Raw genomic sequence first — 14,445 nt, forward strand, 5'->3', positions numbered from 1 at the left:
GGAAACCGACATGTACGCATTCCAGTTTGAACGTGCCGCGGATGCCCAGGCGGCGGTGGCCCGGCTCAAGGCCGACCCCGACGCCAAGTTCCTCGGCGGCGGCCAGAGCCTGCTGGCCGCGATGAAGCTGCGGCTGGCCTCGCCCTCCGTGCTGGTGGACGTGGCGCGCATTCCCGGCATGGCCGAGATCCGCATCGACAACGACGAGATCGTGATCGGCGCGGCGGCACGCCATGCCGATGTGGAAACCAATGCCGAAGTGCGCAAGCGCATTCCCGCGCTGGCAAAGCTGGCCGGCGGCATCGGCGATCGCCAGGTGCGCGCGATGGGCACGCTGGGCGGTTCCATCGCCAACAACGATCCGGCGGCCTGTTATCCGGCGGCCGTGCTGGGCCTGGGCGCCAGGGTCGTCACCGACCGCCGCACCATCGCGGCCGACGATTTCTTCAAGGGCCTCTATGAAACCGCGCTGGAACCGGATGAACTGATCACCGCGGTGCACTTCCCGATCCCGGAGCAGGCGGCCTACGTCAAGTTCCGCAATCCGGCTTCGCGCTTTGCGCTGGTCGGGGTGATGGTGGCGCGCACGGGGAATACCGTGCGCGTGGCCGTCACTGGCGCGGCCGACAGCGTGTTCCGGTGCCAGCCGCTGGAGCAGGCGCTGGCCGGGGATTTCAGTGCGCAGGCGGCGCGTGGGGTGAAGGTCGATGCTTCGCGGCTGAATACCGACCTGCATGCGTCGGCGGAGTACCGGGCGCATTTGATTCCGGTGCTGGCGGCAAGGGCGGTGGAGGAGGCGGTGAAGGGATAGTGCTTCGCCGCTGTCGCTTGTTGTCTCCCCTCTCCCGCGCGCGGGAGAGGGGAGCAAACCGCTGGCGTGCGAGGCGCGTCGGCACACAAGATTGCTCATGCTCCCCACCTCCATCGACGACACCCTCGCCCAACTCGAACACCAGCAGTACTTCGCCGACCGCGAAACCGCCACGGTGCTCTACCTCGCCATGCGCATGCAGCGCCCGCTGTTTCTCGAAGGCGAGCCCGGCGTCGGCAAGACCGCGCTGGCGCAGGCGATGGCGGGCGTGCTCGGCACGCGGCTGCTGCGGCTGCAGTGCTATGAGGGCCTTGATGCCGCCAGTGCGCTGTACGAGTGGGACTACCCGCGCCAGATCATGGCGCTGCGGCTGGCCGAAGCGCGCGGTGAACGGCCCGAGGCGCAGTCGCTGTATCACGACGACTATCTGCTCAAGCGCCCGCTGCTGGAATCGCTGCTGCCCGACCCTGCCGCACCCGACGTGCCGCGCGTGCTGCTGATCGACGAGATCGACCGCGCCGACGAGCCGTTCGAAGCCTTCCTGCTCGAAGTGCTGTCCGAATTCCAGGTCTCGATCCCGGAGATCGGCGTGATCCGCGCCGAGCGCCCGCCGCTGATCGTGATCACCTCCAACCGCACGCGCGAAGTGCATGACGCGCTCAAGCGCCGCTGCCTGTACCAGTGGATGGGCTACCCGGAGCGCGACCGCGAGCTGCAGATCGTCGCCGCGCGCGCGCCCGAAGCTGCCGCCGCGCTGCAGGCGCAGGCGATCGACTTCGTGCACCGGCTGCGCGGCATCGACCTGTTCAAGGCACCGGGCATCGCCGAGGCCATCGACTGGTGCCGCGCGCTGGCGGCACTGGGCGTGACTGAGCTCGACCCGCAATCGGTGCGCGACACGCTGGGCGTGCTGCTCAAGTACCAGGACGACCTGGCGCGTGCCGACGGTCCCACCGTGGCGGGGTTGCTGGCCGGCGCCGCGCCGGAAGGCTGAGCCGTGGCCACGCTGCACCCCGCACGTAGCGCAGGCCCGCAGACCGGCCTGCCGGTGCTGGCGCGCAACGTCACCCACTTTATGCGGCTCTTGCGCGACGGCGGCTTCGCGCTGTCGCCGGCGCATGCGGTCGATGCGCTGGGCGCGCTGCGCCATGTCGATATCGGCCGCCGCGATGAAGTGCGCGCCGCGCTGGCGGCGCTGGTGCTGTCCGGCCCCGACCAGCGTCCGCTGTTTGACGCCGCCTTCGACCTGTTCTGGCGCGATCCCGACTGGGAAGGCAAGCTGCGCGCGCTGCTGCTGCCGCGCGTCGATGCCGGCGCGCCGCCGCCGCAGCGCAGCAACCGGCTGGCCGATGCACTCGCCGCGCGCCGGCCCGATGCGCCGCCGCGCCCCGCGCAGACCGAAGCCGAGCGCATCCATGTGCCGCTGACCTTCTCCGGCCAGGAGCGTCTCGCGCAGCGCGACTTCGAGACCCTGACCGCGCAGGAATGGCGCGCGCTGCAGCACCTGGTGCGCACGCGCCGCACCCATCTCGCGCTGCAGCGCACGCGCCGGCTGCGCGCCGCCACCTGCGGCACCCATGCCGACCTGCGCGCCAGTGCCCGCCTGGCGGTGCGCCAGCATGGCGAGTGGCTGCGCTGGAAATTCCGCAAGCACGCCGAGCGCAAGCCGCCGGTGGTGCTGCTGCTCGACATCTCCGGCTCGATGAGCCAGTACTCGCGCGCGGTGCTGTACTTCTGCCATGCGCTGATGCAGTCGCGCGAGCGGCTGTCGGTGTTCCTGTTCGGCACGCGGCTGACCAATATCACCCGCTCGCTGCGCGAACGCGACCCGGACGAAGCCGTGGCCGTCATCACCGCACAGGTGCGCGACTGGGCCGGCGGCACCCGCATCGGCGCCGCGCTGGCGAGCTTTAACCGCCACTGGGCGCGCCGCACGCTGTCCGGACGCGCCACCGTGCTGCTGGTCACCGACGGCCTCGACCACGAGCGGATCGACCTGCTGGGCGACGAGATGGCGCGGCTGCGCCGCTTTGCCCACCGCATCGTCTGGCTCAACCCGCTGCTGCGCTACCCCGGCTTCACTCCGCAGGCGCGCGGCGTGCAGGCGATCCTGCCGCATGTCGACGCGCTGCGCCCCGCGCATAACCTGGACAGCCTGCTCGCGCTGGAAACGCTGCTGTCCGACCCTCCTCCCGCCAAGCAAAACAAGGAACCACCGCCATGGAAATGAACCAGAGCCAGCGCCTGCCGGTGCCGCAGCAGGTGGCATGGGAAGCGCTTAACGACACCGAGCTGCTCAAGCACTGCATCCCGGGATGTGAGAGTATCGAGCCCGACGGCGACAACGCCTACCTGCTGGCGATGACGGCGGCGGTAGGGCCGGTCAAGGCGCGCTTCAAGGGCCGCATGGCGCTGGAAGATATCCAGGCCCCCGACAGCTACACCCTCCGCTTCGACGGACAAGGTGGGCCGGCGGGTTTCGGCAAGGGCACCGCGCGCGTCAGGCTGGAGCCCGATGGCGACGAGACCGTGCTGAGCTACACCGTCGACGCCCACGTCGGCGGCAAGCTCGCGCAGATCGGCTCGCGGCTGGTGGATGCCGCGGCGCGCAAGATGGCCGATACCTTCTTTGCGCGCTTTACCGAAGCGGTGACACCGGACAGTACACAAGACACGCCAGCGGCCGAGGGCGCCCCCGCCGCAGCCGCCGGCGACAATGAACAGACAAAGGAACCGAAGCGGAAACGATCATGGACAGCGTGGATCTCGAAGTCCTGAAGAACAGCGTGCAGTGGCAGCAGCAAGGGCATCGCGTGCTGCTGGTAACGGTGGTGCGCACTTGGGGTTCGTCGCCCCGCCCCGAAGGCGCGATGCTGGCCGTGCGCGACGACGGCCTGGTGGTGGGTTCGGTCTCCGGGGGCTGCATCGAGGACGACATCATCGACCGCGTGCGCCGCCAGGGCATCACGTCGGACCGCCCCGAAGCGGTCAAGTACGGCATCAGCGCCGAGGAGGCCCACCGCTTCGGCCTGCCCTGCGGCGGCACCATCGAGCTGGTGGCCGAGCCGCTGACACCGGCCAGCGGCATTGCCGAACTGCTCGACGCGGTGGAGAACGGCCGGCTGGTCGCGCGCACGCTGGACATGGCCACCGGAGCCGCCACCCTGGGCCCGGCCACCGCCACCGACGGGCTGGAGTTCGACGGCAAGACGCTGCTGACCATCCACGGTCCGCGCTACCGCATGCTGGTGATCGGGGCCGGGCAGCTTTCCAAGTACCTGTGCCAGATCGCCGTGGGACTGGGCTTCCAGGTCACCGTGTGCGACCCGCGCGAGGAATACACCGAGACCTGGGATATCCCCGGCGTGACCATGGTGCGGACCATGCCGGACGACACCGTCACGGACATGAAGCTGGACGAGCGCTGCGCGGTGATCGCGCTGACGCACGATCCCAAGCTGGACGACCTGGCGCTGATGGAAGCGCTGCGCACCAGGGCGTTCTACGTCGGCGCGCTCGGCTCGCGCCGCAACAACCAGGCACGGCGCGAACGGCTCAAGGAGTTCGACCTGACCGAGCTGCAGCTCGCGCGGCTGCATGGGCCGGTCGGCATCTATATCGGCAGCCGCACGCCGCCGGAGATCGCGATCTCGATCCTCGCAGAAGTGATCGCGGCCAAGAACCATGTGTCGCTGCCCGACATCCTGCAGGTCGAGGGCGCCAAGGCTGCGCGCGAGATGGCTGCCAGCACGGGCAGCAGCTGCGAAGTCCCGGCCGGCCCCGCCACCTAGACAAAGTCACGCCATGACCGCCGCCCCCAACGCTCCCCTGCTGCGCACCGACCTGCCTACCGGCATCCTGCTGGCGGCGGGCTTCGGCCGCCGCTTCGACGCGGCCGGCAAGCGCAACAAGCTCCTGGAAGTGATGCCCGGCGGGCGCACCGTGGCCTGGCGCAGCGCACGCAATCTGGCCGCGGCGCTGCCGGAATCGATCGCCGTCATTCGTCCAGGCAATCCGGCGCTGGCCGAGGAACTGCGCCGCGGCGGCTGCCGGGTGCTGGAGTCGGCCGAAGCCGAGGCCGGCATGGGCGCAGCGCTGCGCGCCGCGGTCGCGGCCACGCCGGATGCGCGCGGCTGGGTCGTGGCGCTGGCCGATATGCCCTGGCTGCCAATGGAACTGATTCGCGCGGTGGCGCTGACGATCACTACGCCGGAGACCATCGCCGCGCCATGGCGCAACGGGCAGCGAGGGCATCCGGTGGGTTTCGGCGCGGCGTGGCGCGAGGAACTGCTGAAGCTAGATGGGGATGAGGGGGCGCGGGCGTTGTTGAAGGACAAGCCGGTGACGCGGATCCTGACTGACGATGATGGGGCGTTTCGGGATATCGATACGCCGGGGGATTTGCGGTGAGGCGTGGCGCAAGGCTACGTGAACCGCTCGGCTTGCTCCCCTCTCCCGCAAGCGGGAGGGGCCGGCCTGCGGTAGTTGTAGCAACATCGCCTCGCCTTAAGCAGGGAGACCGGCCCGCGGTAATTAAAGCGACATCGCCTCAGCCGGCGCTCTGTCCCTTGTCCCCCGCCAACTCGCTCGTCTTCACCGCCATGATGAAATCATTCCGGTGCAAGCCCTTGATCTTCTTCGTCCGCCACGACACCGTGGCATGTCCCCAGCCGAAGCTGATCTCGGGATGATGCCCCTGCGCCTCGGCCAGTTGGCCGACGCCGTTGACGAACGCCAGTGCGTCAGCGAAATTGCCGAAGGTGAAGCGCCGCTCCAGCCGGGTGGCCCCATCCACCAGGTCCCAGCCCTGCGCCTGCGGCAACAAAGCCTCCGCTTCGTCCGGCGTCAGCGGCGGCACCCCGCCGCGGCAAGGCGTGCACGATTGCGATGCCAGGTCTTCACTCATGCTCATGCTCCCCGACCGGAAGCTCAGCCGCCTTCGGTCTCAGTCAGTGCGCGCAGGAACTCGCTGCTCCACCAGTGCACATCCTGCGCGCGGATGCGCTCCAGCAGTTTCTGGTGGCGCTGCTGGCGTTCGGCCAGGGGCATGTGCAGCGCCTGCTGGATCGCCTGCGCCGTGGCGCGCGTGTCGTAGGGGTTGACCAGCAGCGCCTCGCGCAGCTGCTCGGCCGCGCCGGCGAAGCGCGACAGCACCAGCACGCCCGGATCCTCGGGGTCCTGCGCGGCGATGAATTCCTTGGCCACCAGGTTCATGCCGTCGCGCAGCGGCGTCACCAGCGCCACGCGGCTGGCGCGGCACAGCCCGGGCAGGCGCTTGCGGGCGGTGGTGCGATGGATATAGCGCACCGGCATCCAGTCGAGTTCGCCGAACTCGCCGTTGATGGCACCGCTCAGCCGCTCCATTTCGCTGCGCAGGTCGACATAGGCATCGACCGATTCGCGCGACGGCGCGGCGATCTGCACCAGCGTCGCGCTCATGCGGTTCTCGGGGTATTCGGCCAGCAGCCGGTAGAACGCCTTGAGCCGGTGCGGCAGGCCCTTGGAATAGTCGAGCCGGTCGATGCCCAGCAGCAGCCGGCGGCGCGCGTACTGCGCGCACATCATCTCGTAGGTTTCCTGCGCCTCGTCGCCGCGGCCCAGCTCCATGAACTCGTCGACATCGATGCCGATCGGGAAGGCCTGCGCGCGCACGGTGCGGTGGAAGGCGCGGTAACGGTGCTCGCCCATCGGCTCGGCCTGGGCCTCGGCCTGCACATAGCGCGAGAAGTGCTCGACATCGGCATGGCTCTGGAAGCCCAGCAGGTCATAGGCGAACAGCGCGCGCATCAGCCATTCATGCTGCGGGATCGCGGCCAGGATCAGCGGCGGCGGCAGCGGCACGTGCAGGAAGAAGCCGATCTTCTGGCCGCAGCCGATCGCGCGCAGCTCGGACGCCAGCGGGATCAGGTGGTAGTCGTGGATCCAGATGATGTCGTCGGGCTCGAGCAGCGGCGCCAGCTTGCGCGCGAACAGCGCGTTCACGCGCCGGTAGCCGTTCAGGAAGTTCGAGTCGAAATCCGCCAGGTCGAGCCGGTAGTGGAACACCGGCCACAGCACGCCGTTGCTGTAGCCCAGGTAGTAGGCGTCGTGGTCTTCGCGGCTCAGGTCGACGGTGGCGAGGGTGACGTTGCCGGCCTGCTGCAGGTGCAGGTCGCCTTCGCCGGGCGTGCCGCCCTGGGCGGTTTCCAGCGCCTTGCCGCTCCAGCCGAACCACAGGCCGCCGGTCTGGCGCAAGGCCTCGGAAAGTGCGACGGCAAGACCGCCCGCGGCCACGTTGCGGGGATCGGCGACCCGGTTGGATACCGCTACAAGTCTTGGCATATGTTGTTTTCTGGAGTCCTCTGTTCTTGTTGCCGTGCCGGGCGGCGGGATTGCGGGTGTATGGTCAGATCACCGTATCCCACGGCGCCGACAGCCGCATCGCGCCATTGATCAGCCCGACCATCGAATACGTCTGCGGGAAGTTGCCCCACATCTCGCCCGTGACGGGATGCGTGTCCTCGGACAGCAAGCCGAGCGGATTGCGCGCGGCCAGCATCGCCTCGAAGATCTCGCGCGCTTCCTCGCGCCGGCCAATACGTGCGAGCGCGTCGATGCGCCAGAAGGTGCAGATATTGAACGCGGTCTCGGGCTTGCCGAAGTCGTCCGGCGCCTCGTAGCGGCGCATATAGGGGCCGTCGCACAGCGACGTCTCCAGCGCCTTGACGGTGGCGATAAAGCGCGCGTCGCGCGGATCGATGAAGTTGACCTCGGCCATCAGCAGCACGCTGGCATCGAGCTCGCGCCCGCCGAAGCTCTCGGCAAAGGCCTGGCGCGACTCGCTCCACGATTCGGCCAGGATGCGCTCCTTCATGCGGCGGGCATGGTCGTGCCAGTAGGCGGCGCGCTGGGGCAGTTTCAGCTTCTCGCCGATCTTGGCGAGGCGATCGCACGCGGCCCAGCTCATCAGCGCCGACGAGGTATGTACGCGCGCCCGGGTGCGCAGCTCCCACATGCCGGCGTCGGGCGTGCCGAACACCCTGACCGCCTGCTCGCCCACCTCTTCCAGCCGGTGGAACTCGGCCGGGCCGCCGCGATGCAGCAGCCGGTGGTCATGGAAGGCCTGGGCGGCGCCCAGCACCACATTGCCGTAGACGTCGTGCTGGAAGTGCTCCTGCGCCTGGTTGCCGACGCGCACCGGGCCCATGCCGCGGTAGCCGGCCAGGTGGTCAAGCATGCTTTCAGGGAGCTCGCGTTCCAGCCCGATGCCGTACAGCGGCTGGATATGTCCGTCCTGCGACTGCATCACCACGTTGGACAGCCAGCGCAGGTAGTCCTCCATCGTGCCGACTTCAGACAGGCTGTTCAGCGCGCGCACCACGAAGAAGGCGTCGCGCAGCCAGCAGAAACGGTAGTCCCAGTTGCGGCCGCTGCCCGGCGCCTCCGGGATGCTGGTGGTCATCGCCGCGACGATGGCGCCGGTTTCCTCGTACAGCGACATCTTCAGCGTGATGGCGGCGCGGATCACCGCGTCCTGCCATTCGCGCGGCACCGCCAGCCGGCGGCTCCACAGGCGCCAGTAGGCGGTGGTTTCCTGTTCGAAGTCGCGCGCGGTTTCTTCGACGCCGTGCGTCAGCGTCTCATCCGGGCCGAGGATGAAGTTGTGGCCGCGCGTCACCAGGAACGGCGTCTGCGACAGCACGTAGGCCAGCGGCGCGTCGGTGGTCATGCGCAGCGTCATGGTGTCGCCGATGTAGCGCACATGGCTGCTGCCGCGCGTGACCTCGGGCGCCTTGCGGCCCCATTCGAAGCGCGGCGCCACCACCACGCGCACGCGCGGCGCGCCGCGCACCGGGCGGATGCGCCGGATCAGCGTGGTCGGGCGGAAATAGCGCCCCAGCCGGAAAAAGCGCGGCGCGAAATCGGTGATCTCCAGGCAGTTGCCATGCGTGTCGCTCAGGCGCGTGCGCAGGATCGCGGTATTGGGCTCGTACCACTGGCTGGAGGCGTGGAAGTCCTCGATCTCGATCGAGAAATGCCCGGCGTTCTCGCTGGGGTCCAGCAATGCGTTGAAAACGGGATCGCCGTCGAAGCGCGGCAGGCATGACCAGACGATGCGCCCGCGGCAGTCGACCAGCGCGGAAATGGCGCAATTGCCGATCATGCCGAGCGACAGCGACGGGTTGGCAAAGCGGCCGCCACCGTCGACGGTCTTGTGCACGCCCTCGGTCGGCGGCTTGCCCAGTTCCCCGGGGCTGCTGGGATTGTTCACAGCGTTGGTCACAGCGATTTCTTCCTCAGGATGTCGTTCTGTTGGGCGTTGTGTGGGGCGCTGCGTGCGGCCCGGTGTGGTGGGTTTCGTGCGGCACCGCGGCCGGGCGGCCGGCCGCGCGACCGGCGTTGTCCAGCGCGCGGGCCGAGCGGTGCAGCCAGCAGCGCAGTGCGGCGGGACCGGTCACGCTGGTGGCGGCCAGGGTCTGGCGCTGGCCCACCAGCACGCCCAGCCCGCCCAGCTTGCGCACGGCGGCAAAGCCCGGTTCGTCGGTCATGTCGTCGCCGGCAAACAGCGGCACGCGCTCGGCAAAGGGCGCCGCTTTCATGAACGCGGCGATGGCGTCGCCCTTGTCGATGCCGGCGGGCTTGATCTCGACCACCATCTTGCCCGGCAGCGCCTCCAGCCCGACCGCGTGCCGCATCACGTCGGTGACCGCGGCGTCGACGATGCCAGCCAGCTCGGGCGCCTGGCGGTAGTGGATAGCGACGGCAACGGACTTGCGCTCCAGCATCAGCGCGGGATAGGCGCGCACCAACGCTTCCAGGTGGGGGATCAGCGGTTCCAGCCCGGGTGCGGGCGTCTTGGTCACCATGGCGCCGTCGGTGCGGAATTCGGCGCCGTGCACGCCGGCCGCCGGCAGTTGCAACGGCTGCAGGAAGTGGTCGAGTTCAACGATCGGCCGTCCGGAGATGACGGCCAGCGCGCCGTCCAGCCGCTGGTACAGCGTGCGTAGCGTGCCGACCAGTTCGGGTTCGACCTGCACCAGTTCCGGGCGCGGCGCCAGGTCGGCCAGGGTGCCGTCGAAGTCGAGGAACAGGGCGGTATTGGGTTCGATAAGCGGTAGCTCAGGCATCGCGTTAAACCGTAACACGTCGTTTTGACCTGCGTCCACCGGGCGCCGTCCTACATGGCGCCGGCATAACCTGGCGGCGTTGCAAGTCCGGGCCAGCCCCTTGCCCCAGCCGCCGCGCCCCGCTTCCGAGTGCGCCGCCCTCCACACAAAGGGCGCCGTCCATCCGGACGGGGCGGCATGCCGCACGCGGCGGGAGCGTCGCCCGGGCCGGGTGGATGGCGTCGCCATCCTTTATCATTGACGGTTTCCGCGAGAATTTCCGCCTTTTTTTGCGCCGCTATTTTTTTCGCCGCTTTCCTTTCGCCGTCCCACGGCCCCTGCCCTGACACCATGACCCGCAAGTCCGCTGCCTCCGCCGCCAAACCCGACTACCTGAAGAAAATCCTGACCGCCAAGGTCTATGACGTGGCGCAGGAGACCGAACTGACCTATGCGCACCAGCTGTCGGCGCGCACCGGCAATTCGGTCTGGTTCAAGCGCGAGGACACCCAGCCGGTCTTCTCCTTCAAGCTGCGCGGCGCGTACAACAAGATGGCGTCGCTGTCGCATGAGGAACTCAAGCGTGGCGTGATCGCCGCCTCGGCCGGCAACCATGCGCAGGGCGTGGCGCTGGCCGCGGCGCGCCTGCAATGCAAGGCGATCATCGCCATGCCGGTGACCACGCCGCAGGTGAAGATCGACGCCGTGCGCGAGCGTGGCGGCCAGTGGGTGGAGGTGGTGCTGCATGGCGAGTCGTACAGCGATGCCTATACCCACGCCGCGGTGCTGGAGAAGAAGCACAAGCTGACCTTCATCCACCCGTTCGACGATCCCGAGGTGATCGCCGGCCAGGGCACCATCGCCATGGAGATCCTGCGCCAGCATCCCGGCCCGATCCACGCGGTCTTCGTCGCCATCGGCGGCGGCGGGCTGATCTCGGGCATCGCGGCGTACATCAAGGCGGTGCGCCCGGAGATCAAGGTGATCGGCGTGCAGACCGTGGACTCGGACGCGATGAAGCGCTCGATTGACGCGGGCAAGCGTATCGAGCTGAAGGAAGTGGGCCTGTTCTCGGACGGCACCGCGGTCAAGCTGGTCGGCAAGGAAACCTTCCGTATCACGCGCGAGCTGGTCGACGACATCATCCTGGTCGATACCGATGCCATCTGCGCGGGCGTGAAAGACGTGTTCCAGGACACGCGCAGCATCCTCGAGCCGGCCGGCGCGCTGGCGGTGGCTGGCCTGAAGGCCTATGCCGAGCGCGAGAAGCTCAAGGGCCAGCACCTGGTGGCCATCGCCTGCGGCGCCAACATGAACTTCGACCGCCTGCGCTTTGTCGCCGAACGCGCCGAGGTGGGCGAGGCCCGCGAAGCCGTGTTCGCCGTGACGATCCCCGAGGAGCGCGGCAGCTTCAGGCGTTTCTGCGAGCTGGTCGGCACGCGCAGCGTCACCGAGTTCAACTACCGCATCGCCGACACCAGCATGGCGCATATCTTCGTCGGCGTGCAGATCGCCAGCCGCGCGGAGAACGACAAGATCGCCGCCAGCTTCCGCAAGCACGGCTTCGACACGCTGGACCTGTCCAACGACGAGCTGGCCAAGCAGCATATCCGCTACATGGTGGGCGGGCGCTCGGCGCTGGCGCATGACGAACTGCTGTTCCGCTTCGAGTTCCCGGAGCGGCCGGGCGCGCTGATGAAGTTCCTGTCGAGCATGAGCCCGAACTGGAACATCAGCCTGTTCCACTACCGCAACCAGGGCGCCGATACGTCCAACATCCTGGTCGGCATCCAGGTGCCGAAGAACGAGATGCGCGCCTTCCGCGCCTTCCTTTCGACGCTGGGTTACGTACACTGGGACGAAACCGACAACCCGGTGTACAAGCTGTTTTTGTCCTGACCCGCCCCCTGCCGAGCGCCCCATGAGCCTCCCTGAACATTCGCCGCTGGGCAAGCCCTCGGCCTACAAGACCGAATACGACGCCTCGCTGCTGTTCCCGATCCCGCGCCAGCCCAAGCGCACCGAGATCGGCCTGCCCGCCGGCAAGCCGGTGCCGTTCTTCGGCATCGATATCTGGAACGCGTACGAGCTGTCGTGGCTGAACCTGAAGGGCAAGCCGCAGGTGGCGCTGGCCACCTTCATGATCCCCTCGGACACGCCCAATATCGTCGAGTCCAAATCATTCAAGCTGTACCTGAACTCGTTCAACCAGACCAGGATTGCTTCGCCCGAGGCGCTGCAGCAGCTATTGCACCATGACCTGTCCGAAGCCACCGGCGGCACGGTGCAGGTGCGGCTGGTGACCGAGGCGGAGCTGGGCAACCAGAAGATGGGAGAGCTCGACGGCTTGCTGCTGGACCGGCTCGATATCGAGGTAGACCGCTACGATCCCGCGCCCGAGCTGCTCTCTGCCGACCAGCAAGAATCGCCGGTGGAGGAAACGCTGGTGTCGCATTTGCTGAAGTCCAATTGCCTGGTGACCGGGCAGCCGGACTGGGGCAGCGTGCAGATCCGCTATGTGGGGGCGCCGATCAACCAGGAAGGGCTGCTGAAATACCTGATCTCGTTCCGCAACCATAACGAGTTCCACGAGCAGTGCGTGGAGCGGATCTTCATGGACGTGATGCGGCAGTGCAAGCCGGTGAAGCTGGCGGTGTATGCGCGGTATACGCGCAGGGGCGGGTTGGATATCAATCCGTTCCGGACCAACTTCAATACGGCTTGGCCGGATAACAGGAGGAATGCGCGGCAGTAGGCGCGGGGCCGCGATAGGACGATAGCGCTCACCTGCCGCTTGTTTGCTCCCCTCTCCCGCAGGCGGGAGAGGGGACCGGTTTGCGGGAGTGGCAACGGCGTCGCCAAGTGCGAGCGCCCTGCCCTTCCCTCAAAACTCCCCGTGAAACCGCACCCCATAAAACTTCACCGGCCCCCGGTCCCGGTTGTACCCTGGGTTGCGCACATACTGGAAATCCGGACTGATGCTCAGGTACTTCACCGGCTGGAAGCTGTAGTAGACCTCCAGGATCTGCTCCGGCCCATAGCGCAGCGCCCCATCCCCCAGGAACGCCCCTTGCCCGCCTGCAGCGAGGTAATTGCGATGGTCAGGTCCCAGCATATTGACCGCCAGCGCCACGCCCAACGCATCGCGCGCCCGTCCCCACGCATCGCCCTTCAGCACCCCGCCCATCGACACCTGCCGCCCGATCTCGGTAAAGGCATAGGTCTCGGTCTTGTCGTCAGACAAGCTGGCGCGCGCGAACATCCCCAGTGAATCGGTGACCTGCTGCAGCAGCGTCACGCCCACGCCGGTCTTGGCGTGCTCGCGCCGCACGTCGGCGAGGTCGGGCGTAGTGTTGTTGGCGATGCCGAAGCCGATGGCATCGCTGAACGCGCCCATGCGCGCCTTGTTGCGGAACCACAGCAGCCGCGCGGTGCCGGGACGGCCGGCAAGCTGATAGCGCTTTTCCAGTTCGATGATGTCGCCGTAGTGCTCGAACATCCGTCGGTCGAGCCGCAGCCCGTTGGACTCCAGCGGCTGCAGGAAGCGCCCCGCGCGCGCCGACCAGCCGTCGCCGATGTACTCGAGCGCCAGCCCCCAGCTATAGCCGCGCGCATCGGCCGGGTAGTCGAAGGCGCCATGCGTCATGAACGACCAGTTCATGAACTGCGTACGCGGGTCCGAGCCGAACTCGTTCTGGTCGAACACATCGAGCACGCCGAAATTGCCCGCGGTCAGCACCATCCGCTGCTTGTCCACCGTGCGGGCGAACTGGTTGAAATCCTCGTCCAGCGTCTCGGTGCCGCCGCCCATGCCCCAGGTCTGCCGCAAAAACGCACGCGCGCGGTAGAACACCGGGTTGGTGCTTGCCGCCTTGCCCAGCTCGCCGTTGGACAGCCCGCCCAGCCCATGCAGTCCGGAGAACGGGACGCCCTGCGTGGCCTCGGGGTTGAAGTGGAATTCGGCGCCGCGCCACAGGTTGAGCCCCAGGTCCAGCGTCGCGCTGAAGGAATAGCTCTTGGCGCGTCCGGTGCCAAGGCTGTTCGGGCCCGAATACGCTGCGTTGAAGGCCGGCTTGCGCTGCCAGATGTAGGTGCTCTGGCCGTGGAAGGCAAAGGGGCTTTCAGTGTCGGCGGCGGCGGGCGCCGGCTCCGCTTGCTGCGCCATCGCGGGCAGGCAGGCGGAGCAGATAAGCGCGGCGAGCGCCCGACGAATGCGAGCGCGATGAAGGCGAAGCGGTCCGCGCGACAGCGCGAAGGCAAGTGGCGGAAACGGCATGAGCGAAGGGGCGGAAGGGGCTTGGCGAAGAGATGTGCCGCAGGCGGCGCGCCCCGGCCGCCCGCAGCATAGCCAAGCGCCGATGACATGTCCACCGGGGGGTCGCACAACCGCCATACAAGATGTGCGCGCACCCCGACGTTGTAACCGCCCTTGAATTAATTAATTCGAAAATTAATATTGATTCGACGCAACCCTTTTTCCGCTTCGACATGCCGCGCCAGGGCCCCCCCCCCCCAAACCCGGGGGTATTAAAAAAAAAGCCCCCCCCC

The 14,445-nt window shown here is 67.9% G+C and carries 13 protein-coding genes; 8 read left to right on the plus strand and 5 right to left on the minus strand.

All coding sequences use genetic code 11. The annotated features are described in order from the left end of the window. Positions 1-10 precede the first annotated feature (10 nt). The 6 genes from AB1I47_RS07985 to AB1I47_RS08010 all read left to right on the plus strand — a co-directional run bounded on the left by AB1I47_RS07985 (position 11) and on the right by AB1I47_RS08010 (position 5,221). Positions 11-811, plus strand: coding sequence for an FAD binding domain-containing protein (locus AB1I47_RS07985; protein ID WP_354683231.1), 801 nt, complete (start codon positions 11-13; stop codon positions 809-811). Between the two features lie 97 nt (positions 812-908). Further along, positions 909-1,805: an AAA family ATPase gene (locus AB1I47_RS07990; RefSeq protein WP_354683232.1), complete on the plus strand. Its 897-nt coding sequence runs from the start codon at positions 909-911 to the stop codon at positions 1,803-1,805. Positions 1,806-1,808: 3 nt separating this feature from the next. After that, positions 1,809-3,041, plus strand: coding sequence for a vWA domain-containing protein (locus AB1I47_RS07995; RefSeq protein WP_354683233.1), 1,233 nt, complete (start codon positions 1,809-1,811; stop codon positions 3,039-3,041). Further along, on the plus strand, positions 3,032-3,589 hold the full coding sequence (locus AB1I47_RS08000) for an SRPBCC family protein (protein ID WP_354683234.1): 558 nt from the start codon (positions 3,032-3,034) through the stop codon (positions 3,587-3,589). Before AB1I47_RS07995 ends, AB1I47_RS08000 begins: the two co-directional genes overlap by 10 nt. Then, the gene (locus AB1I47_RS08005; RefSeq protein WP_354683235.1) at positions 3,562-4,602 is read left to right on the plus strand and encodes an XdhC family protein; all 1,041 of its coding nucleotides are present in this window, start codon (positions 3,562-3,564) and stop codon (positions 4,600-4,602) included. The genes AB1I47_RS08000 and AB1I47_RS08005 overlap by 28 nt, the downstream gene beginning before the upstream one ends. Positions 4,603-4,615: 13 nt before the next feature. After that, the gene (locus AB1I47_RS08010) at positions 4,616-5,221 is read left to right on the plus strand and encodes a nucleotidyltransferase family protein (protein ID WP_354683236.1); all 606 of its coding nucleotides are present in this window, start codon (positions 4,616-4,618) and stop codon (positions 5,219-5,221) included. A gap of 139 nt (positions 5,222-5,360) precedes the next feature. Here AB1I47_RS08010 and AB1I47_RS08015 read toward each other — a convergent pair whose 3' ends face one another. The 4 genes from AB1I47_RS08015 to otsB form a co-directional block, all read right to left on the minus strand. Further along, positions 5,361-5,717 carry a 4a-hydroxytetrahydrobiopterin dehydratase gene (locus AB1I47_RS08015; protein ID WP_354683237.1) on the minus strand — a complete coding sequence of 119 codons (357 nt, stop codon included), beginning with the start codon at positions 5,715-5,717 and terminating at the stop codon, positions 5,361-5,363. Between the two features lie 23 nt (positions 5,718-5,740). After that, complete coding sequence (gene otsA, locus AB1I47_RS08020; protein ID WP_354683238.1) at positions 5,741-7,132, minus strand: alpha,alpha-trehalose-phosphate synthase (UDP-forming); 1,392 nt, start codon at positions 7,130-7,132, stop codon at positions 5,741-5,743. A 64-nt stretch (positions 7,133-7,196) separates the two neighbouring features. Beyond that, on the minus strand, positions 7,197-9,062 hold the full coding sequence (locus tag AB1I47_RS08025) for a glycoside hydrolase family 15 protein (protein WP_354683249.1): 1,866 nt from the start codon (positions 9,060-9,062) through the stop codon (positions 7,197-7,199). 25 nt (positions 9,063-9,087) lie between these two features. Continuing rightward, a complete protein-coding gene (gene otsB / locus AB1I47_RS08030) occupies positions 9,088-9,918 on the minus strand; it encodes a trehalose-phosphatase (RefSeq protein WP_354683239.1) in 831 nt (276 codons plus the stop codon). Positions 9,919-10,248: 330 nt separating this feature from the next. Between otsB and ilvA the strand changes: the two genes are divergently transcribed. After that, entirely contained in the window at positions 10,249-11,796 is a 1,548-nt protein-coding gene (gene ilvA, locus AB1I47_RS08035; RefSeq protein ID WP_354683240.1) for a threonine ammonia-lyase, biosynthetic, read from the plus strand. Positions 11,797-11,818: 22 nt separating this feature from the next. Next, a complete protein-coding gene (queF, locus tag AB1I47_RS08040; RefSeq protein WP_354683241.1) occupies positions 11,819-12,652 on the plus strand; it encodes an NADPH-dependent 7-cyano-7-deazaguanine reductase QueF in 834 nt (277 codons plus the stop codon). A gap of 129 nt (positions 12,653-12,781) precedes the next feature. Here queF and AB1I47_RS08045 read toward each other — a convergent pair whose 3' ends face one another. Beyond that, positions 12,782-14,173 carry a carbohydrate porin gene (locus AB1I47_RS08045; protein WP_407935808.1) on the minus strand — a complete coding sequence of 464 codons (1,392 nt, stop codon included), beginning with the start codon at positions 14,171-14,173 and terminating at the stop codon, positions 12,782-12,784. Positions 14,174-14,445: the final 272 nt, after the last annotated feature.

The organism is Cupriavidus necator (assembly GCF_040578825.1).
GTDB classification, from domain to species: Bacteria; Pseudomonadota; Gammaproteobacteria; order Burkholderiales; family Burkholderiaceae; genus Cupriavidus; species Cupriavidus necator_E.

What these genes read in the sequence shown, in the direction of transcription:
- AB1I47_RS07985 (WP_354683231.1), top strand. Translation starts at nt 11, where the DNA reads ATGTACGCATTCCAGTTTGAACGTGCCGCGGATGCCCAGGCGGCGGTG.
- AB1I47_RS07990 (WP_354683232.1), top strand. Translation starts at nt 909, where the DNA reads ATGCTCCCCACCTCCATCGACGACACCCTCGCCCAACTCGAACACCAG.
- AB1I47_RS08000 (WP_354683234.1), top strand. Translation starts at nt 3,032, where the DNA reads ATGGAAATGAACCAGAGCCAGCGCCTGCCGGTGCCGCAGCAGGTGGCA.
- AB1I47_RS08005 (WP_354683235.1), top strand. Translation starts at nt 3,562, where the DNA reads ATGGACAGCGTGGATCTCGAAGTCCTGAAGAACAGCGTGCAGTGGCAG.
- AB1I47_RS08010 (WP_354683236.1), top strand. Translation starts at nt 4,616, where the DNA reads ATGACCGCCGCCCCCAACGCTCCCCTGCTGCGCACCGACCTGCCTACC.
- AB1I47_RS08015 (WP_354683237.1), bottom strand. Translation starts at nt 5,717, where the DNA reads ATGAGTGAAGACCTGGCATCGCAATCGTGCACGCCTTGCCGCGGCGGG.
- otsA (WP_354683238.1), bottom strand. Translation starts at nt 7,132, where the DNA reads ATGCCAAGACTTGTAGCGGTATCCAACCGGGTCGCCGATCCCCGCAAC.
- otsB (WP_354683239.1), bottom strand. Translation starts at nt 9,918, where the DNA reads ATGCCTGAGCTACCGCTTATCGAACCCAATACCGCCCTGTTCCTCGAC.
- ilvA (WP_354683240.1), top strand. Translation starts at nt 10,249, where the DNA reads ATGACCCGCAAGTCCGCTGCCTCCGCCGCCAAACCCGACTACCTGAAG.
- queF (WP_354683241.1), top strand. Translation starts at nt 11,819, where the DNA reads ATGAGCCTCCCTGAACATTCGCCGCTGGGCAAGCCCTCGGCCTACAAG.
- AB1I47_RS08045 (WP_407935808.1), bottom strand. Translation starts at nt 14,173, where the DNA reads ATGCCGTTTCCGCCACTTGCCTTCGCGCTGTCGCGCGGACCGCTTCGC.